Source organism: Streptomyces sp. NPDC045778, from assembly GCF_056431945.1.
Window position 1 is genome coordinate 13686 of record NZ_JBWKJZ010000053.1, and the last position, 20490, is coordinate 34175.

General features: G+C 73.2%; 15 protein-coding genes. 7 read left to right on the top strand and 8 right to left on the bottom strand.

Going from position 1 to position 20490, the window contains the following annotated elements; genetic code table 11:
* Window positions 1–176: 176 nt before the first annotated feature.
* The 5 genes from AC07GB_RS37855 (at window position 177) to AC07GB_RS37875 (ending at window position 6806) form a co-directional block, all read left to right on the top strand.
* Window positions 177–470: a DUF503 domain-containing protein gene (locus tag AC07GB_RS37855; RefSeq protein ID WP_478853758.1), complete on the top strand. Its 294-nt coding sequence runs from the start codon at window positions 177–179 to the stop codon at window positions 468–470.
* A 48-nt stretch (window positions 471–518) separates the two neighbouring features.
* Window positions 519–974 carry a 30S ribosome-binding factor RbfA gene (gene rbfA / locus AC07GB_RS37860; protein ID WP_478853760.1) on the top strand — a complete coding sequence of 152 codons (456 nt, stop codon included), beginning with the start codon at window positions 519–521 and terminating at the stop codon, window positions 972–974.
* Complete coding sequence (gene truB, locus AC07GB_RS37865; protein WP_478853762.1) at window positions 971–1879, top strand: tRNA pseudouridine(55) synthase TruB; 909 nt, start codon at window positions 971–973, stop codon at window positions 1877–1879. Before rbfA ends, truB begins: the two co-directional genes overlap by 4 nt.
* A 295-nt stretch (window positions 1880–2174) precedes the next feature.
* Entirely contained in the window at window positions 2175–5705 is a 3531-nt protein-coding gene (locus AC07GB_RS37870; RefSeq protein WP_478853764.1) for a serine protease, read from the top strand.
* Between the two features lie 141 nt (window positions 5706–5846).
* Window positions 5847–6806 (top strand): bifunctional riboflavin kinase/FAD synthetase, encoded by a 960-nt coding sequence (locus AC07GB_RS37875; protein ID WP_478853766.1) that lies wholly within the window; start codon window positions 5847–5849, stop codon window positions 6804–6806.
* A gap of 25 nt (window positions 6807–6831) precedes the next feature.
* Here the strand turns inward: AC07GB_RS37875 and AC07GB_RS37880 are convergent, their stop codons facing one another.
* The 8 genes from AC07GB_RS37880 to AC07GB_RS37915 all read right to left on the bottom strand — a co-directional run bounded on the left by AC07GB_RS37880 (window position 6832) and on the right by AC07GB_RS37915 (window position 17848).
* On the bottom strand, window positions 6832–7872 hold the full coding sequence (locus AC07GB_RS37880) for an ABC transporter ATP-binding protein (RefSeq protein ID WP_478853768.1): 1041 nt from the start codon (window positions 7870–7872) through the stop codon (window positions 6832–6834).
* Between the two features lie 55 nt (window positions 7873–7927).
* On the bottom strand, window positions 7928–8917 hold the full coding sequence (locus AC07GB_RS37885) for an ABC transporter ATP-binding protein (protein WP_478853800.1): 990 nt from the start codon (window positions 8915–8917) through the stop codon (window positions 7928–7930).
* Between the two features lie 83 nt (window positions 8918–9000).
* Entirely contained in the window at window positions 9001–9927 is a 927-nt protein-coding gene (locus tag AC07GB_RS37890; RefSeq protein ID WP_478853770.1) for an ABC transporter permease, read from the bottom strand.
* Window positions 9924–11018: an ABC transporter permease gene (locus tag AC07GB_RS37895; RefSeq protein ID WP_478853772.1), complete on the bottom strand. Its 1095-nt coding sequence runs from the start codon at window positions 11016–11018 to the stop codon at window positions 9924–9926. The genes AC07GB_RS37890 and AC07GB_RS37895 overlap by 4 nt, the downstream gene beginning before the upstream one ends.
* Before the next feature lie 41 nt (window positions 11019–11059).
* Window positions 11060–12940, bottom strand: coding sequence for an ABC transporter substrate-binding protein (locus tag AC07GB_RS37900; protein ID WP_478853774.1), 1881 nt, complete (start codon window positions 12938–12940; stop codon window positions 11060–11062).
* 393 nt (window positions 12941–13333) lie between these two features.
* A complete protein-coding gene (locus AC07GB_RS37905) occupies window positions 13334–16192 on the bottom strand; it encodes an SCO5717 family growth-regulating ATPase (RefSeq protein ID WP_478853776.1) in 2859 nt (952 codons plus the stop codon).
* Window positions 16193–16564: 372 nt separating this feature from the next.
* A complete protein-coding gene (locus AC07GB_RS37910) occupies window positions 16565–16873 on the bottom strand; it encodes a DUF397 domain-containing protein (RefSeq protein WP_478853778.1) in 309 nt (102 codons plus the stop codon).
* 111 nt (window positions 16874–16984) lie between these two features.
* Complete coding sequence (locus tag AC07GB_RS37915; protein ID WP_478853780.1) at window positions 16985–17848, bottom strand: hypothetical protein; 864 nt, start codon at window positions 17846–17848, stop codon at window positions 16985–16987.
* A 209-nt stretch (window positions 17849–18057) separates the two neighbouring features.
* Here AC07GB_RS37915 and AC07GB_RS37920 point away from each other — a divergent pair, with 209 nt between their 5' ends.
* A complete protein-coding gene (locus tag AC07GB_RS37920; RefSeq protein ID WP_478853782.1) occupies window positions 18058–19692 on the top strand; it encodes an outer membrane protein assembly factor BamB family protein in 1635 nt (544 codons plus the stop codon).
* Between the two features lie 371 nt (window positions 19693–20063).
* A complete protein-coding gene (gene rpsO / locus AC07GB_RS37925; RefSeq protein WP_055568703.1) occupies window positions 20064–20351 on the top strand; it encodes a 30S ribosomal protein S15 in 288 nt (95 codons plus the stop codon).
* Window positions 20352–20490 lie beyond the last annotated feature (139 nt).

The window sequence follows — 20490 nt, forward strand, 5'->3', positions numbered from 1 at the left end:
CCCGGGCGGCCCCCGACCCCTTTTCGGCGCTCCGCGCCTCGTCCTCAAACGGGGCTGTTCCCCTGGGGCGGGGGCGAAATCCCGTCGAGCCGGGCCGCCGTTCGTTGTACGGTTCTGGTGACCCTGCCTACCACGCGCGGGGCGCGATCCCGCACCGGCGGGTTATCCGGGCACACATGTTTGTGGGGACTCTGTCCTTCGACCTGCTCCTCGGCGACGTACATTCGCTGAAGGAGAAACGCTCCCTCGTCCGCCCGATCGTGGCGGAACTCCAGCGGAAGTACGCGGTGAGCGCGGCCGAAGTAGGCCACCAAGAGCTGCACCGCAGGAGTGAGATCGGCCTCGCGCTGGTCTCCGGGGACGCGGCGCACCTCACCGAGGTACTGGACCGGTGCGAACGGCTCGTCGCCGCCCGGCCCGAAGTGGAGCTGCTTTCGGTACGGCGGCGCCTCCACGGTGACGACGATTGAACGACCTGAACGACCAGCGACGAGCACAGCACAGAAGGAGACGGAGCAGTGGCCGACAACGCGCGGGCGAAGAGGCTGGCGGACCTCATCCGAGAGGTGGTGGCCCAGAAGCTGCAGCGCGGGATCAAGGACCCGCGGCTCGGCACGCATGTCACCATCACGGACACCCGGGTCACGGGTGACCTGCGGGAGGCGACCGTCTTCTACACGGTCTACGGCGACGACGAGGAGCGCGCGGCCGCGGCCGCGGGCCTGGAGAGCGCCAAGGGCGTCCTCCGCTCCGAGGTCGGGCGCGCGGCGGGCGTGAAGTTCACGCCGACGCTGACCTTCGTGGCGGACGCGCTGCCCGACAACGCGCGCGCCATCGAGGACCTCCTCGACCGGGCACGCGCCTCGGACGAGAAGGTCCGCGAGGCCTCCGCGGGCGCCGATTTCGCCGGTGAGGCGGACCCGTACCGCAAGCCCGGTGAGGACGAGGAGACGGGCGGCGACGCCGCCTCATGACCAAGCGCACCACCACCACGCCGGACGGCCTCGTCATCGTCGACAAGCCGTCCGGCTTCACTTCGCACGACGTGGTCGCGAAGATGCGGGGCATCGCCAAGACCCGCCGCGTCGGCCACGCGGGCACCCTCGACCCGATGGCGACGGGCGTCCTCGTGCTCGGCGTCGAGCGCGCCACCAAGCTCCTCGGCCATCTGGCGCTGACGGAGAAGGAGTACCTGGGCACGATCCGGCTCGGCCAGTCCAGCGTCACGGACGACGCCGAGGGCGAGATCACGGCCTGCGCGGACGCCTCCGGCGTCAAGCGGGACGCCATCGACGCGGCCGTCGCCAAGCTCACCGGCGACATCATGCAGGTGCCGTCGAAGGTCAGCGCCATCAAGATCGACGGCAAGCGCTCGTACAAGCGGGCGCGCGACGGCGAGGACTTCGAGATCCCGGCCCGGCCGGTGACGGTGTCGTCCTTCCAGGTGTACGACATCCGCGACGCGGTCGCCGACGACGGCACCGCCGTGCTCGACCTGGTCGTGTCGGTGGTCTGCTCGTCCGGTACGTACATCCGCGCGCTCGCCCGGGACCTCGGCGCCGACCTCGGCGTCGGCGGGCACCTCACGGCGCTGCGCCGCACCCGCGTGGGGCCGTACAAGCTGGACTCGGCGCGGACCCTCGACCAGCTCCAGGAGGAGCTGGCCGTGATGCCGATCGCGGACGCGGCGGCGGCCGCCTTCCCGCGCTGGGACGTGGACGCCAAGCGGGCGCGGCTGCTCACCAACGGCGTGCGGATCGAGATGCCCGAGGAGTACGCGGGTGCGGGGCCCGTGGCGGTCTTCGACCCCGAGGGGCAGTTCCTGGTCCTGGCCGAGGAGTCGCGGGGCAAGGCGAAGAGCCTCGCCGTGTTCGTCTGACGGCTCGGCTCACGGGCGTGTCGCCGCGGGGGCGCTTTGAGCGCTGCTCAAGTCCGATGGGCCTGGCGGCGCTTGCCCCTCCCTGTCGTGGAGCGGCGCACAGTCGTCCGCCGCTCCACATCCCCCCCAAGGTAGGTGTATCCACGCCCGGCCGCCCTTTCACCCCAACGGGCAGGCGCTCGGAGTGAACCACAGGAGCGGAAGGGGGCGCGTTCGGCTCGCGTTCTGTCCCGCTGATCACCGCCGACCTACGGTCGGAGGAACGGGGGTCGGGAGCGGGCGGGGAGGTGCGCGCATGGCGGGACGGGGCCCGCGGGCCCGGGGCGGCGGGGACCGGACCCGGGGCCGCAGCGGAGCGACCAAGGAGCAGGACGACCGGGGCGCGCCCCAGTGGTCCCTGGTGCGGATCTGCGACCTGGCGGGGCGCCCGCGCGGCGCCGGGTTCGCCGCCGACGAGCTGGGCACCGTGATCACCAGCCACGAGGCCGTCGACGGCCTCGCCCGGATCGTCCTGCACGCGGCCGGCGAGCGCACCTGCGTCGTGGCCGCCGACGCCGTGACGGCCCTTCCCGAAGCCGACCTCGCGCTGGTGCGCACCGAGGGCCTCGGCCTCAAGCCGCTGCCCGTCACCGTGCGCGACACCGTGCCGGTGGGCTCGTACGTGCGGATCGCCGCGGGCGGCTGGCGGCAGGCCCGGGTCCTGGACTCCGTGGCGGTGACGTACGCGGCCACGGACCGCTTCCACGTCCTGGACGCCGCCATGGAGCTGGCCATCGGCACGGACGGCGCCGACGCCCTGCGGCTCGGCGGCGGAGCCGCGGGCGGGCCCGTCCTCGACGCCGCGTCCGGCGCGGTGCTCGCCGTCCTCGCCACCGCTCTGCACGCCCCGCACCGCGCCGCCGGATTCGCGGTCTCACTGCGAGAGGCCGCCGCCGCCGACCCGCAGGGCCCCCTCGCCGCGCTCCTCGACCGCAACGCGGCCACCGTGCCCGCGTACGGACCCGATCTGAACCTCGCGGGCGCCCTCCAGCTGACCGCCACGTCCCTGGGCTCCGACGGCCCGGCCCCTCCCGACCCCGACCCGGTCGAACGGCCGGACACGGCACGGGAGTTCACCGACTTCACCGAGGGCCCCGCGCGGGTACTCGGCCTTGTCGGCGACCCCGGCACCGGGCGGACCACGGAACTGGCCGCGCTCGCCGCCCGCCGCGCCCGGGGCGGCGCGCCCGCGCCCACCCTGTGGCTGCGCGGCGCCGACCTGCGCGACGCCGACACCTCCGTGGCCGACGCGGTGGCGCGCGCCCTGGAGCGGTCCTGCCGCATCCTCGCCGCCTCCGACGACGACCGGCCGGCGGGCGAGGGGCTCGGGGACGTCTCCGCGAGCCGTGTCGCACGGCTCGTAAGGGACGCGGGCCGGCCGCTCCTGCTGCTGCTCGACGGGCCCGAGGAGATGCCGCCCGTCCTCGCCCACCGGCTCGCCGAGTGGAGCACGGGCACCGCCGGCTGGCTGCGGGACACCGGGGCGCGGCTCGTCGTCGCCTGCCGCGCTGAGTACTGGGAGCAGGCAGGCGAGCACTTCCCCGCCGCCCTGCTGCACACCGGGGGAGAGGGCGGCCCCCACCCTCTGGGCGCGGCGGCCCCGGGCGCCTTCGGGGACGCGCTGCCCGGCTGCGTACGGCTCGGAGACCTGCCGGAGCCCCAGGCCCGCCGCGCCCGCGCGCGGTACGACATCCCGGACGAGGCCCTCGCCGCCGCCGACGCCCGGCACCCTCTCGCCCTGCGGCTGCTCTCCGAGGTGCGGGCCGCGCTGCCCGGCGCGCCACCGGGACGGCCGGGGCGGGAGGAGATCCTCGCCGCCCACCTGGACCTGATGAGCCTGCGCGTCGCCGTCCGCCTCGCGGCGGCGAACGGCCTGCGCGGGACGGCCGTGCGGCGGCTCGCCGCACGCGTCGCGGGCCAGATCCACGAGGCGGCGCGGCGCTGCCTCGGGCCCGGGCAGGGGGAGCTGGACCGGGCCGCGTTCGAGGAGGTCTTCCCGTGGGGCGCCCTGCCGGGGCGGGACGGCTGCACCGGCTGGGCCTCGGCCGTCCTGGCGGAGGGCCTGCTGGTCCCCGCGGGCGCCGGGTACCGCTTCGCGCACGAGGAGGTCGCCGACTGGCTCCAGGGCACCCACCTGGACGTGGAGGGCGCCCTGACCTCCCTGGTGTACCGCCACGCCGAAGGCCCGTCCCCGGCCACCCGCTCCCTGCCGGTGCCCCGCCACCGGATCGGCCCCGTGCTCCAGGCCCTGCTGCTCCTGGAGCGGCAGCAAGGGGCGGGGGAGCTGGCGGTCTGCCTGGGGCGGCTCGCGGCGGCCCTGGAGGCGCTCGACGCGGCGGCCTCCCGCGGTGCCGAGCAGCCGGAGGGCGCGCGGGACGCCACCTGGTGGGCCAGGCACCTCCTGGGCGAGGTCCTCCTCAGGGTCCCCGACGCGGGGCCGTACGTGGACGTGCTCCGCACGCTCGCCGCGCGACGGCGGTTCCCCCCGGCCTTCTGGATGACCCTCCCGCTGCCCCAGGCCACCCGCTACGACCTCCTGCGGGCCGTCGTGCCCCACGACGGCCCGCCCGGCACGGCCGGGCGCGTCCTCGACGCCGTGGCCGAGCACCTCGCCGCCGACCCCGGCGCCGTCCAGCGCCACCTGACGCGCTGGTTCACCGACGAGAGCCCGCTGCGGGCCACGCCGGACGCCACCGTCGCCTCCGCCGCACAGGCCCTGCTGTACACCCACCGGCACCGCGCCATCGACGACCTCACGGAGGCCCTCGCCGACTGCGCGCACACCCGCGCCGACGAACTGCTCGGCGCGCTCGCCGAGGACGAGCCGTCCGCCGTGTGCCGTGCCGTCGACCGCTGGGCGCGCGACGACCGTGCGGCGCGCCGCGTGGCCGCCGTGGTCTGGGGCCTGCGCACCGCCCGGCACGCCACCGGCGACGCCGACCGCACCCTGCTGCGGCACGCGGCCTACGCGCTGCTCGCCCGGCCCGGCGACGCCTCCCTGCACGGCGCGGCGCTCGCACTGCTCGTGCGGGACCCGCAGACCCGGGCCCGGCATCTGCCGACCGCCCTGAAGGCGTTCGCGGCGGGTGACCCGTGGCTGCCCGGGAGCGCGCTCGCCGCCGCCCTCACGACCGACCCCGAGCCGGTGCTCGCGGCCTTCCGCGCCCGCCTCCACGGCCCCGGCCCGGCAGCCGGTGACCTGCTGCGGGACCTCGCCGGAGTCACCTCGCCCGCCCTGGCGCGCCGCGTCGCGGCCCTGGTCCGCGACCACGCGGAGCAGTGCCCGGAGTCCGCGGGGGCCGTCGCCAGGTACGTCGACCTGCTCCTCGACCACGGCCCTGGCGTGCGGGCCGTGCTTTTCCCGACGGTCACCGGGCTGCTGCGGAGCGGCGCCGTGGAGGTGCGCCGGGCCCTCGCGCCGGTCCTCGCCGCGCCCGGCGGCCGGGCCTCGCGGCCGCTGCGCGCCGAGCTGCTCGACCTGCTGCTCGCGCGGGAGGAGGACCCGGACGTCGTCGAGGCCGTGCTGCGCGCGGTCGGTGAGCGCGGTGGCGACGCCGAGCACGACCGCCACCTCGTCCAGCGCGCGGGCCTGCTGCTCGGCCGCACACCGGAGGGCGCGACCCGGTTCGATCGCGCCCTGGTGGACCTCGCGCGGCGCGCGCCGGGCTTCGCCGCGCGCCTCGCCCGCTGGATGGCGGACGCCCCGCAGGACTGGGCGGCCCTCATCGGCCCGAGCGCCCGCCGCACCGTCGAGGGGCTCGCGGACGCGGTCCCCGTGTCGGCGTGAGCTTCCCAAGTCGGCGTGAGCACCACCACCCCGGCCGATGCGAGCGACAACCTGTCGGCATGGCACTCTTAGACCTGCGCAATCGGCAAGGGAACGTACACACGTACGGGACGTACACGGGTTCGGCGAGGAGCGAAGACAGTGCAGCGCTGGCGTGGCTTGGAGGACATTCCCCAGGACTGGGGGCGCAGCGTCGTCACCATCGGTTCCTACGACGGCGTGCACCGCGGGCACCAGCTCATCATCGGCCGCGCGGTGGCCCGCGCGCGCGAGCTGGGCGTACCCGCCGTGGTCGTCACCTTCGACCCGCACCCCAGCGAGGTCGTGCGCCCGGGCAGCCACCCGCCGCTGCTCGCCCCGCACCACCGGCGCGCCGAGCTGATGGCCGACCTCGGCGTGGACGCCGTCCTCATCCTGCCGTTCACGACCGAGTTCTCGAAGCTGTCGCCCGCCGATTTCGTGGTGAAGGTCCTCGTCGACAAGCTGCACGCCAAGGCCGTCGTCGAAGGTCCCAACTTCCGCTTCGGACACCGCGCCGCGGGCGACGTGGCGGTCCTGGCCGACCTCGGCGAGACGTACGACTACGAGGTCGAGGTCGTCGACCTGTACGTCAGCGGCGAGGCGGGCGGCGGCGAGCCGTTCTCGTCGACGCTCACCCGGCGCCTCGTCGCCGAGGGCGACCTCGCGGGCGCCCGCGAGATCCTCGGCCGCCCGCACCGCGTGGAGGGCGTGGTCGTCCGCGGCGCCCAGCGCGGCCGCGAGCTGGGCTTCCCCACGGCCAACGTGGAGACGCTCCCGCACACCGCGATCCCCGCCGACGGCGTGTACGCGGGCTGGCTGCACGCCCAGGGCGAGGCCATGCCCGCGGCGATCTCCGTCGGGACGAACCCGCAGTTCGACGGCACGGAGCGCACGGTCGAGGCCTACGCCATCGACCGCGTGGGCCTCGATCTGTACGGGTTGCACGTGGCCGTGGACTTCCTGGCCTTCGTGCGGGGCCAGGCCAAGTTCGAGTCCATCGACGCGCTGCTGGTCGCCATCGGCGACGATGTGAAGCAGGCGCGGGCTCTGGTCGAGGGCTATGAGGCCGACCGGGGCTGAGGCGGATCGCCCTTCGGGCTCGTCCTCAATCGCCGGACGGGCTGATGGGGTCGCTCGTCGTCGCCCAGTGGCAGGCCACTTGGGCACCGCCGCCGCCCGACAGGACCGGCAGGTCCTTCGTGCGGCAGTCCCGGGCCACCCCCGCCCGCTCCGCCTCGCCGCCGGCGAGGACCTGGCAGCGGACGTGGAAGCGGCAGCCCGCCGGGACGCGGGACGGGTCCGGGGGCTCACCCGTGAGGACCACGGGCTCGCCGCCGGCTTCCGGCAGGACCGACAGCAGGGCCTTCGTGTACGGGTGCTGAGGCGCCGTCAGGACCTCGTCGACGGCGCCCGTCTCCACGATGCGGCCCAGGTACATCACGGCCACGCGGTCGGCGATGTTCCAGGCGAGGCCCAGGTCGTGGGTCACCACGAGCGCGGAGAGGCCGAGTTCCTCGCGCAGCCGCAGCAGCAGGGCGAGGATCTCCCCGCGTACGGACGCGTCGAGGGAGGCCACCGGCTCGTCCGCGACGATGAGTTCGGGTTCGAGGACCAGCGCGCCCGCGATGACGACGCGCTGGCGCTGGCCGCCGGACAGCTCGTGCGGATAGCGCAGGAAGAACCGCTCGGGCGGGCGCAGGCCGGCCCGTGACAGGGCCCCCGCGACGGCCGCCCGCTCGTCCCCCGCGTACTTGTGGATGCGCAGCCCCTCGGCCACCGCGTCGTACACCGTGTGCCGCGGGTTGAGCGAGCCGCTCGGGTCCTGGAGCACGAGCTGGACGCGCTTGCGGTACGCCTTCAGGGCGCGGGACCGGTATCCCAGCGGCTCGCCGCCGAAGGTGACCCGGCCCGACGTGGGCGGCACCAGGCCGAGCAGCGAGCGCGCCAGCGTCGTCTTGCCGCAGCCGGACTCGCCGACGAGCGCGACGATCTCACCCGGCCGGATGTGCAGGTCCACGCCGTCCACGGCCCGCGCCGGATCCGCGCCGCGCCGCCCGGGGAACGTGACGTGCAGGCCCTCTGCCGCGAGCAGCGGCGCCGCGTCCCCGGGCGGGGCGGGCGGCGTGAGGGGGGAGTGGATGGTCATGCGCGTCTCCTCGCGGCCGGGGGCCAGGGCGGGCGGATCGGGGTGCGCGGCCCGGTCACGGCGCCCCGTCCACGGCCGCCGGGGCCTGCTGGGTGGGGACGGGGGAGCCCACGTGCACACAGGCCGCATGGTGGGCCGGGCCCGCCGCGCGCAGCGCCTGGTCCTGCGTGGCGCAGGAGTCGAGGGCCACCGGGCAGCGCGGATGGAACGTACAGCCCGCCGGGAGCGCCGACGGGTCCGGCGGGTCGCCGGGCAGGCCGCGCGGCGCGAACCGTGAGGCGAGGTCCCCGACGCGCGGGAACGCCGCCGAGAGTGCCTTGCCGTACGGGTGCTGCGCCCGCTCGTACACGTCCCGGGCCGGGCCCTCCTCGACCACGCGGCCCGCGTACATCACCGCGAGCCGGTCGCAGGTGTCGGCGAGCACCGCCAGGTCGTGGCTGATCATGATCAGGCCGAGGTCCTGCTCGGCCACGAGCTGTTCGATCAGGCGCAGGATCTGCGCCTGGATCATCACGTCGAGGGCGGTCGTCGGCTCGTCCGCGATGATCAGGCGCGGGTCGCAGGCGAGCGCCATGGCGATCATCACGCGCTGGCGCTGGCCGCCCGACAGCTCGTGCGGGTAGGCGTCCGCGCGTGCGCCGGGCAGGCCCACGTGCTCCAGCAGCTCCCGGGCCTTCTTCTTGGCGCCCGCCGGGGTCGCCTTCTTGTGCAGCAGGATCGGCTCGGCGATCTGGTCGCCGATGCGGTGCACCGCGTTCAGCGAGTGCATGGCGCCCTGGAACACCACGGACGCGCCCGCCCAGCGGACCGCGCGCACCCGGCCCCACTTCATGGTGAGCACGTCCTCGCCGTCGAGCAGCACCTCCCCGGTCACCCGGGTCCCGGCGGGCAGCAGCCGCAGCAGGGCCAGGGCGAGCGTGGACTTGCCGCAGCCGGACTCGCCCGCGACGCCGAGCTTCTGCCCGGCGCCCACGGTCAGGTCGACCCCGCGCACGGCCGCGGCGCCGGACGCGTACGTCACTTCGAGGTTCCTGACGTCGAGCAGCGGCTGCCCGGCGCCTCGCCCGGACGCCTCGGGGGCGTCGGTCGCGGTGTGGGCGGTGGTCACGGCGGCCTCCGGTTCGGCGGTCAACGGGACACCCCGAGGCGGGGGTTGAGCACGGACTCCACGGCCCGCCCGCACAGCGTGAACGCGAGCGCGACCACGGCGATCGCGATGCCGGGCGGCGCCAGGTACCACCAGTCGCCCGCGCTGACGGCGCCCGCCTCGCGGGCGTCCTGGAGGAGACCGCCCCAGGAGACCGCGGTCGGATCGCCCAGGCCGAGGAAGGCGAGCGTGGCCTCGGTGAGGATGGCGCCCGAGATGACGAGGGTCGTCTGCGCGAGCACCAGCGGCATCACGTTCGGCAGCACGTGGCGGAGCATGATGTGGGTGTGCCCGCCGCCGAGGGCCCGGGCCCGCTCGATGTACGGGCGGGACTCGACCGCGAGGGTCTGCGCGCGCACCAGGCGGGCCGTCGTCGGCCAGGTCGTCACGCCGATGGCCAGGATGATCGTGCTCAGGGAGCCGGACAGCACGACGGCGAGGGCGATCGCGAGCACCAGCGTGGGCATCACGAGGAACCAGTCGGTGACGCGCATCATCACCGTGCCGTACCAGCCGCGGTAGTGCCCCGCCGTGATGCCCACGACCGTGCCGATCGCCACGGACAGGAAGGCGGCCAGCAGCCCGATGGTGAGGGAGATCCGCGCCCCGTACACCAGGAGCGCCAGCAGATCGCGCCCGAACTGGTCGGTGCCGAGCGGGAATTCGCCGTTCGGGGACTCCATGGCGTCGCCCGGCGCGTGGGTGACGCTGTCCGCGTCCGAGCCCACGAGCAGCGGCGCGAAGACCGCGGCGAGCGAGATCAGGACGAGCACGGCGAGGCCGAAGAGCCCGGCCTTGTGCGTGCGGTACTCCCGCCAGAAGCGGGCCGCGGAGTGCCGCCTGCGCGTCCAGGCGAGCGCCCGCGGGTTCGGTGCCGGGGGCGGTGCGGCAGGCGTCTCGGTCGTCATCGGCCCACCCTCGGGTCGAGCAGCGGATACACCACGTCGGCGACGGTGTTCATCAGGATCACCGCGGTGGCGAAGACGAAGAACAGGCCCTGCACGAGGGGCAGGTCGGGCACGCTCAGCGCCTGGTAGAAGAGGCTGCCGAGCCCCGGCCAGGAGAAGACGGTCTCGACCAGGATCGCGCCCGCCACCACCGTGCCCAGGTTCACGAACATCAGCGTGACCGTCGGCAGGAGCGCGTTCGGCACGGCGTGGCGGCGGCGCACCAGGTCGTCCCTGAGCCCCTTGGCGCGGGCGGTCGTCAGATAGTCGCTGCCCATCTCGTCGAGCAGCGAGGAGCGCATGACGAGCAGCGTCTGCGCGTATCCGACGGCGACGAGCGTGACCACCGGCAGGATCATGTGGTGCGCCACGTCCACGACGTACGCGAGGCCCGTCTCGTCGCCGCTCTCCATGCCGCCCGTCGGGAAGAGGCCGGGCAGCGGCCCCGCGCCCACCGAGAAGGTGATGATGAGCAGCAGGCCGAGCCAGAACGACGGCACCGAGTACAGCGTCAGGGCGAGCCCGGTGTGGAAGCGGTCCCCGAGGCCTCCGTTGCGCCACGCCGTGCGCGTGCCGAGCCAGATGCCGATCACCGTGTAGAGGACGTACGCCGTCCCGGTGAGCCACAGCGTCGGCCCGAGCGCCTCGGTGATCTTGTCCATGACCGGGGTGTGGAACTGGTACGACGTGCCGAAGTCCCCGGTGAGGACGTTGCCGCAGTAATCGGTGAACTGCTTCCACACCGGGTCGTCCAGCCCGAACTCGGCCCGCATGGCGGCCAGTTGCTCGCTCGACACGCGCCGCCCGCCGGTCATCTGTTTCACCGGGTCGCCCGGGATGAGCCGGAAGAGGAAGAAGCTCGTGACGAGCACGGCGAACATCGAGACGAGCGCGCCGCCGATCTTGCCGGCGACGTACGTCAGATAGGCGGTGGTGTCGCGTGCCCGGGGGCCGCGGCCCCGTGGGCGGACCGGTCCTGCCGGTCCGCCGGGTGCCTCGGCCTCGGCCTCGGCGGCGAGGATCGCCGCCGGACTGTTGTCGGCCGCGGTCATGCGCTGCTCACGGTGTCGGTCGCGGGGTTCTTCGTCATCCGTTACTCGCGGTCCTCTGCGGTCGAGCGGCGGCGCAGGGCGATCAGGGCTCCGCCGCCCACGACCACCGCCGCGGCGACGGCGATACCGATGATGACACCGGTGGAGCCGCCCCCATCGGAACTGCCGTCCCCACTCGCCGGGGTCGCCGACCACCAACTCCAATAGCCGTCCTGGCCGTAAATGTTGCCCGCGGCCTCCGGCATGGTGGTGATGGACTTGATCTGGTCGGTGCGATAGGCCTCGACGGCGTTCGGGTACGCCATCACGTTCATGTAGCCCGAGTCGTACAGCCAGGACTGCATCTGCTTGACGATCGCCGCGCGCTTGGCCGGGTCGTACTCGGCGAGCTGCTTCTCGTACAGTTCGTCGAACTTCTTGTCACAGATGAAGTTGTCGGTCGCGGCGCTCTCCTTGGCCTTCTCCGGCAGGGCGGCGCAGGTGTGGATGCCGAGGACGAAGTCCGGGTCCGGATTCACCGACCAGCCGTCGAAGGCGAGGTCGTACTCACCGGCGTACCAGGGCACGGAGACGTCGTCGAGACAGTTCACCTTGAGCCCGATGCCGAGATCGCCCCACCACTCCTTGAGGTACTTCCCGACGGCCTTGTCGTTGGGGTCGGTGGCGTGGCAGAGGATGCGGAGGTCGAGGGGCTTGCCGTCCTTGCCGACGCGTTTGCCGTCGCCGTTCTTCTTGTAGCCGGCCTGGTCGAGGAGGGACGCGGCCCGCTTCGGGTCGTACGCGAGCTTCTGCTCCGGGGACGGCTGCCAGGCGTAGTCGGAGAAGCGCGGCGGGATGTAGCCGGCGCCTTCGACGGCGTTGCCCTGGAAGACCTTGTCCACGATCGTCTTGCGGTCGACGGACAGGAAGAGGGCCTGCCGGACCCGCTTGTCGAGCAGCGCCGGGTGGCCGTCGCCGAACTTCTTCCCGTCCAGGGTCCGCGCCCCCGGATTGGTGGCGATGGCGAAGAAGCGCCGTCCGGGGCCGTTGTTCACCTTGACGTCGGGCTCGCCCTTGAGGCCGTTGGCCTGCGCGGGCGTGAGGGCGGGCTGCCCGGCGACGAAGGACACCTCGCCCTTCTTGAGCGCGGCGACGGCCGCGTCCTGGTCCTTGTACGTCTTGAAGACCAGCTCGTCGAATTTCGGCTTCCCGCGCCAGAAGTCGTCGTTGGCCTTCAGCTTCACATACGAGTCGACCTTGAAGTCGTCGAGGACGAAGGGGCCGTTCCCGACGACGGGGAAGTCCTTGTCGTTGTTGAACTTGGACAGGTCGCCGACCTTCTCCCAGACGTGCTTGGGCACGATGGGCACGTCGAGCGCCGCCATGGTCGACTGCGGCTTCTTCAGCTCGATGACCAGCTTGGTGGGGGACGGCGCCGTCACCTTCTTGAAGTTGGTGACGAAGTTCGAGTTGGCGGTGGCCGTGCCCTCCTTGGACATGATCTTGTTGAACGTCCAGGCGGCGTCCTCGGCGGTCGCCTTCTTCCCGTCGGACCAGGTGGAGTCGGTCCGGATGGTGTACGTCCACGTGAGCTTGTCCGCCGACGGCTCCCACTTGGTGGCGAACCCCGGGACGGTGTGGTTGTCCTTCGCGTCGTAGTTCGTGAGGTACTCGTACGTCAGCCGGTGGATGCTGGTGCTGAGCAGCCGCTGGGCCAGGAACGGGCTGAGCGAGTCCACGCTCTGTGCGACCGCGACGGTGAGCGTCTTCTTGCCGTCGGCCTTGGCCTCGGCCTGCTGCGGGGCCGGGTTGAGCGGTGTCGCGAGCCCGGCCGTGAGACCGAGGGCGGCGAGGGCGCCGCCCGCGACGAGGAGCCGGGACCGTGCGGAGGGTGCCGGGTGGCGCCCTGTACGGGTTCTGCCGTGCTGATCTTGTCTGTCCATGGGTCGGTGACCTCGCGTCATCGCTCGCGCAGGGATGGCTGCTTACGACTGAGTTGCGACTGAGTACGGCTGGTGTACGTGTGGTCGATCAAGGAGGGGCCCGCTGGATGCTGTGTGTCTACCAGCGCCAGTCTGCACGCGTCAACGGCCGGTGAACCCCATGTGGCCTGCGGAAATAACGAGTTGACCGGGATTTCATCCGCATTGGTCAAGACCAGTGACGCCCTCCAGGCCAGAGGATGACGCCCTTCCTGCTGTGGGCAGCTGGTCCGCCCAGGGGGCGGAACGGGTGGGCACAGCCCGCGGCGCCGAGCAACCGTCGCGCCTGGCATCAGCCCAAATGGGGCAGGCCCGCACCGAGGACGGCACGGGCCTGCGAAGTAGGGCGAAGGGCTACGGCTGCGGCGGAGGCACCTGCCCCGGCTGCGGCTGGGCCTGAGGCTGCTGGGGGTAGCCCCCGGGGGCGCCCCCGTACGGCTGAGCCCCCGGCGCGGGATACCCCTGCTGCCCCGGCAGCGGCGGAGCCACCCGAGGCGGCGGGTTCCCGTCCGAGGTCCACAGCCCCTGTGCCTGCTGCGCCCGGGCGAAGTCCTCACCCACCATCGCGGCAAGGGTGAAGTAGGCCTCCCGCACCTTCGGCCGCATCATGTCGAGATCGACCTCGGCCCCGGCGGCGAGGTGCTCGTCGAAGGGCACCACGACCACCCCCCGGCACCGCGTCTCGAAGTGCGACACGATGTCCTCCACTTTGATCATCTTCCCGGTCTCGCGCACCCCGGAGATGACCGTGATGGAGCGCTGCACCAGCTCCGCGTACCCGTGCGCGGAGAGCCAGTCCAGCGTGGTGGAGGCGCTGGACGCCCCGTCCACGGACGGCGTGGAGATGATGATGAGCTGGTCGGCGAGGTCGAGCACCCCGCGCATCGCGCTGTAGAGGAGCCCCGTGCCCGAGTCCGTGAGGATGATCGGGTACTGCTTGCCGAGGACGTCGATCGCGCGCCGGTAGTCCTCGTCGTTGAAGGTCGTGGACACGGCCGGGTCGACGTCGTTGGCGATGATCTCGAGCCCGGACTGCGCCTGCGAGGTGAAGCGCCGGATGTCCATGTACGAGTTGAGGTACGGGATGGCCTGGACGAGGTCGCGGATGGTCGCCCCGGTCTCGCGCCGCACGCGCCGCCCGAGCGTACCGGCGTCCGGGTTGGCGTCGATGGCGAGGATCTTGTCCTGCCGCTCGCTGGCGAGGGTGGAGCCGAGCGCGGTCGTCGTGGTCGTCTTGCCGACGCCGCCCTTGAGGCTGATGACGGCGATGCGGTAGCAGGAGAGCACCGGGGTGCGGATCAGCTCCAGCTTCCGCTGCCGCTCGGCCTCCTCCTTCTTGCCGCCGAGCCGGAACCGGGAGCCGCCGACGGGACGGCTGCTCTTGGTCCGCTGCTTCTTGTTGTTGAGCAGCCGGTCGGAGGACAGCTCCACGGCGGCGGTGTACCCGAGCGGCGCCCCCGGGTTGGTGCGCTCGCGCTGATCGTGCCGCACGGGCTGCGGCCAGGCGGCTCCGGCCCTCGGGTCGACGGGTACCTGCGGCGGCTGCGGCTGTGCCTGCTGCGGCTCGGGCAGGGGCTGCGCGGGCGGGAGCGGCTGCGGGGCGGCCTGCGGCGGCTGGGCCTGGTGGGGGATCGATGCCGGGAAGCCGTAGCCCTGCTGCTGCTGCGGCTGCTGTTGTTGCGGCGGTACGGGCGCGGGCTGCGCGGGGAAGCCGTAGCCGCTCTGCGGCTCGGGCGCGGCCGGGGCGGGCGGCTGCGCGGCGGGCGTGCTCCAGGCCTGCGGCACGGGCGCGGGCGCCTGCGGCTCGACGGGCGGCTGGGGCTGCGCCGCGGCCGGGGGCTGGGCCTCGGGGCCGGGCGCGGCCTGGCTCTGCGCGGGCCACTGGGGCGCGGCCGTGGGTGCGGCGGGCTGGAACGCGGGGGGCAGCGGCGGGAGCCCGCCCTGCGGCGCGGGCGGCGCGGGCGGCGGGGTCCAGGTGGGGGGCGTGGCGTCTTGTACGTCACCGGGGCCGGCCTCCGGCGCGGCTGCGGCGCGGGGGTCGACGGGGGCCGGGGGTTGGGGCTGTGCCTGTTGGGGCTGGGCCTGCTGCGGCTCGGGCTGCGCGGCGAAGGGGGGCGGCACGTCGGCGGGTACGCCGGAGGGTGGCGGCGCGTCGACGGGCGCTCCGGAGGGCGGCGGTGCGTCGGCCAGCGCGGCAGCGTGAGCCGGTGCCATGGGGGGAGGTGCCAGAGGGAGAGGGGTATCCGCTGCGGTTCCGCCGGCAGCTTCGGCCATAACGCTCGCGGGGTCGACGGGAGCCACCGCCTCGGGAGCCTCTGCCTTGGGGGCCACGGTCTTGGGAGCCTCCGCCTCGGGGGCCACGGTCTTGGGAGCCGAGTCGTCGGGTGCCATGTCGCTGGGGGCCGCGTCGTCGGGAGCCCCGTCACTGAGGGCTGCCTCGTGGGTGCCCTCCTCGTCCGAGGCCGAGGTCTCACCAGCCCCAGACCCGTCCTCGGCTTCGGGCTCAGCCTCACCGTCTCCGGCGGCGGCTTCGCCCGGGGTAGCGGTCGCGTCCGGGGAGGGCTCATCCGAAGCCGCCGCCTCAGCCGGAACCTCGGCGTCGGCCTCGGCCGAGCCCTCCGCCCGGGCGGCCCCCCGCTCACTCATCTCCCGCTTCAGCGCGGCAGCCGAGAACCGCACGGTGGCACCGCTCTCCAGGTCGCCGCCGTCGTCGCCGTCAGCATCTGCGGCCCCTACCCCCCGTACGGGAACGGACGGAGCGGCGGTCCCCGCGACCGCCCCGCTCCAGTCCGAGGCTCCGCCGGACACCGGCGGCGCCGCCGGAGGGGGCGGGAGCAGCGGCTGCCCCGTGGGAGGCGGCGGCACGGTCCAGTCCTGCTGGAAGCCGCTGCCGACGGGAAGCTTGGGCACGGCTGGCACGGGAGCGGGCGTACCGCCGGACTCGCCGGAACCGGAAGCTCCGGCAGCCTCGTCCCCGGAGGGCTCGCCATCGCCGCCCGCCGCGAACGGCGTGGAGACGGGCGGGGGCGGCGTGGACACCGGCGGCGCGGCCGACGTGTCCTGGCTGCTGCCGGAGGCGTTCTGCGTGTACCAGGCGGGCGGGGCGTAGTCGATGGTGAACTCGCCCGTCGTCTCGGCAGCGGACTCCGCGTCGGACTGATCGTCGACGGGTGCGTCCCAGCCGCCGCGGATCTTGTCCCGATCGCTGTTCACAATGCCTCCTGGTGTGCTCGAGCACGCTCATGCCGTGGTGGGGGGCGACCGTTCCTGTCGTCCGATCCGCCTGGCTCTCCCCGTGTGACGGACGCGTGCACCCCACTCGCGGGTTCTGACGTCGCGCCCCGTCCCAGCCTAATCACCAAAAGCACGAGCACGGCAGGCAAGTCCGCCCCCCGAACGACGTCCTTCGCGCCATGTCTCACTCAAGGACGGTCACCGACTCCGCACCATCACGAGCAAACCGGTCGCACACCGCCAAACGCCATGAAATGCCCCTGGGGACACGGCGAAGGGGCGGAAGCGGTACGCACCGCTTCCGCCCCTTCCAAGGCTCCTGGCGAACCCGGCCGCCCGGCCGGGCCTGTCTCACTCCGACGAATCGGCCGCGGGCACGCCCCCGTTGTGCGGCGCGGGCTCCAGGTCGAACTCCCCGTCACGCGCCCCCAGTACGAAGGCGTTCCACTCGGCTTTCGTGTACCGCAGCACGGTCTCGGGTGCGAGCGAAGACCGCATCGCCACCGCGCCCTCCGGGAGATGGGCGATCTCCACCCGCTCCTCGTGCGTCTCGGTACCGGGGGCGCTCTGCCATTCGACCCCGGAGATGTCGAGAGCGTAGAGCTCGTTCTTCTCGCGCTCCTTGCGTGCCCTGACTTCCTCGTCCTGTGCCTCGGCCATGGCGGAACGGCCCCTTCCCGACGTACGAACGCGCTGTGCGCACACCCTACTTGGCAGCCGCGGCTCGCGGAGCGCATACGGCCGGTCACCCTCGGGCGGCCGCGCGCGGGGTCACGATTTCTTGAGCGCGGCCAGGGCGTCCCGGGCGTCCGACTTGATCATCTTCTCGACCTCCTGCTCGGAGGGCGCCTTCGAGCTGCCGCTCGTACTGCTCCCGTACCAACTCCACTGGAGTTCGAACGTGAACCACCCGTCACGCACGCCCAGCGTCATGCCGCCGAACTCCTTGGGGCCCGTCTTGCTGCCCGTGGCGGACCGCTTCTCCACGATGAGGTAGGCCTCGTCGCCGATGCCGCCGACGGACTTCGTCGTGTACGCGTACGTGCCTCCCGTCCGGTCCTCGAACCCCTTGTAGAGCGAGGCGAACTCCCCCTTGGGGTTGCTCTTCTTGTGCCACTGCGCGGTGCTGTTCACGAAGACGCTGCTGTAGTCGCTCGCGCTCGCGTTCTTGTCCTTGAGGCTCCAGCTGCAGTTGTTGGCGTCGAGGCCCCGCTGCTTGGAGGCGTAGTGGCTGTTCGGCTCGCTTCCGAGCCGTGGCTCGTAACGCTCCTTGAAAGCGTCGATGGTGACGGCGTCGCAGAGGTTCTTCTGGAAGTGATAGCCGGCGAGGTCGGCCTCGTCGTCGCCGCCACCCAGCGTGCCGCCCGCGAAGAGCACCCCCGCCCAGACCGCCGAGGCGACCACCGCGCCCCCGATGCCCCACACCCAGGCGGGCACCGGTCTCTTGGCCGCCGGCGGCGCGCCGTACGGCGGGAAGGCCGGTGGCTGCCCCACCGGGGCCGGCGGCTGCCCCGCGGGGGCCTGAGGCTGCGCGTAGGGGCTCGGGGGCACCGGGCCCGGAGGCTGCTGGGCGTACGGATTCTGCTGATACGGATTCGGCTGCTGAGGGCCGGGCTGCTGCGGCGGTATGGGCATGGTGGGCAACGTACCCAACGCCCGCGCCGGAACCTGCCAGTCCGGCGGCCCCGGCCGCCCGCGGTGCCACCGGCGAGCGGTCGGCGGGAGGACACCGGCGTACGGAGGCGCGCGGCCCTTCCGTACTCTGCCTTCGGCGCTGACCGGTTGACGTGCGGCGCCCCAGTGTCATCCCGCCTCTTGGTCGGCCCGGAGAAAGGCGCCCCAGCGTGAGCCAAGGCCCACCCCGTTCCCAGTTCACCCAGTCCGTCCTGGCCGTGGACGACGCGCGCAGACAGCGCCGCGCGCGCCTGCTCGCGGGCCTGGCCGGACTCCTGGCCCTCGTGCTGTGCGCGGGCGGCTGGATGCTCTGGGCCGCGGCCGACGAAAGCGAGGCGGGGAACCAGGACGCGAAGGCCGCCCAGCAGGCGCCGGACGACATCAGGGACACCGCCGAGACGGCTCCCGGCTCCCCCGTGGGGCACCTGGCCGTCGACTACCGGGAGAAGGAGTTCGAGAAGCGGTTCGGCCGGGACGCCTCCGTACGCGCCCCCGGCACCTGGGCGACGGACAAGACCCTCGTACGCGGCGTCGGCGGCACACTCAAGGGCTTCGCGTTCGGCACCTCCAAGGAGGTGTGGTCGACCGACCTCGGCGGAACCATCTGCGGCACGACCCGGCACGTCACGGCGGACGGACGCACGGCGGTCCTCTTCCAGGAGCCCACGAAGGAGCCTGAGAAGAAGCCCAAGGACAAGAAGAGCGACAAGAAGAGCAAGAAGGACGACAAGAACAAGAAGAAGGGCGACAAGAAGAAGGACGGCGACAAGAAGGGGAGCAAGAAGGGCGACAAGAAGAAGGGCAAGGGCAAGAAGGACAAGGCCAAGAAGGAGCCCGCTCCCGCCCCGCCCCCCTGCACCCAGCTCGCCCTCCTCGACCTCGACACCGGCAAGAAGCTCTGGCAGGTCGCCCTCCCCGACGCCAAGGACGCCTCCCCGACGAGCACGAACGTGACCCTGATCCGCGGGACGGTCACCGTCGCCTGGGGACGCGGATCCGTCGCGTACGACATGAAGGGCGGCGAGCGCCTCTGGCAGGACACCCGCCCCTCGGTCTGCCGGAACGCCGGAGTCGCCGGCGGGAAGGTGCTGCTCGCCCTGCGGGAGTGCGGCGCCGACGCCGACCGTACGTACCGCGTCCAGCGCCTCGACCCGCGTACCGGCAAGCCGCTGTGGACGTACAACGTCGCCAGCGGGGTGCAGCGCGTGCACCTCGTGTCGGCCGAGCCCGCCGTGGTGGCCGTCGCGGTCAGGGGCTCCGGCGTGGACAAGCTGCTCGCCCTCGACGACCTCGGCGCCTACCGGTCCACGGTCGACATGCCGGAGGGCCGCTACATCGACGACTGCTTCACGGCCCGCTTCGGGACCGTCGAGACCTGCGATGCCATCGTGGCGGAACGTGACCGCCTGTTCCTCGCGACCAAGCCCAAGGACCCCGAGGTGAACCGGATCGTCTCGTTCGACCTCGCGACGGGCAAGGTCGTCCAGAAGTTCGACTCGCGGGGCCGCGGCGCGATGTACCCGCTGGAACTCAGCGGCGGCAAGCTCCTCGCCTTCCGGGGGAGCGCCGACGGCGTCGCCCCCGACGCCGTCGTGAGCCTGGACCCCGAGTCGGGGAGGGAGACCCCCTTCCTGCTCTTCAGCGTCCCGGACGGCGCAGGCCCCGTGAAACCGGGGGAGACCGACGTGCTCGTCGAGGGAGGCCGGGTCTTCATCGCCCCCAAGGAGCTGCGCGCCGAGCGGGGCGACGGGAGCGAAGGAGACGAGGGGGCGGCTTACGGCGCACTCGGCGTCGAGGGGGCGTGACCGGCGGGCGCCCGGCGCGCGACCTGCGACGACGCATCGGGCCATACGCCAGGTGAGGCATCAGGCGAGGCATCATGGGACCAGGCCCGGCCCGCCTCCGAGCCGCCTCCCCACCGCTGCCGGCCCGCTTCCGGACCGCTCCGGACCAGCGGCACAGAGGCGCCACGCCCAGGCTGGTACGCTGTGTAACGCCCGCATGTCTGCGCACATCCCCCAGGCCCCCGGCCGGTGGACCGCGCCACGCGGCATCCCGCCGCAAGGCGGACCCCACCTCTCCCAGGTGGACCCCCTGCCTCCCGAGTACCGGAAGCACCCCTGAGAAGAAGACCAGGGGCACTCGGAGGCGACAAAAGACATCACAAGGAGTACGCGTGTCGCTCGACGCCGCCACGAAGAAGCAGATCATGACCGAGTTCGGCCAGAAGGAGGGCGACACCGGCTCCCCCGAGGTCCAGGTCGCGCTGCTCTCGCGTCGCATCTCGGACCTGACCGAGCACCTGAAGACGCACAAGCACGACCACCACTCCCGCCGTGGTCTGCTGATCCTGGTCGGCCAGCGTCGCCGTCTGCTTCAGTACCTGGCCAAGAAGGACATCCAGCGCTTCCGCGCCCTGGTCGAGCGCCTCGGCATCCGCCGCGGTGCGGCGGGCGCCAAGTAAGACGCCGTGAAGGGAGCGGTTCCCACTCGAAGCACTCGAAGGGGGCCGCTCCCTTTGCTGTACGTGCGCGGTGTCACCGACCCTTTGTAGTCTGGTGACGTCCGACACAGCCCCGGACGTGTGTGCCGGGCCGAGCGCG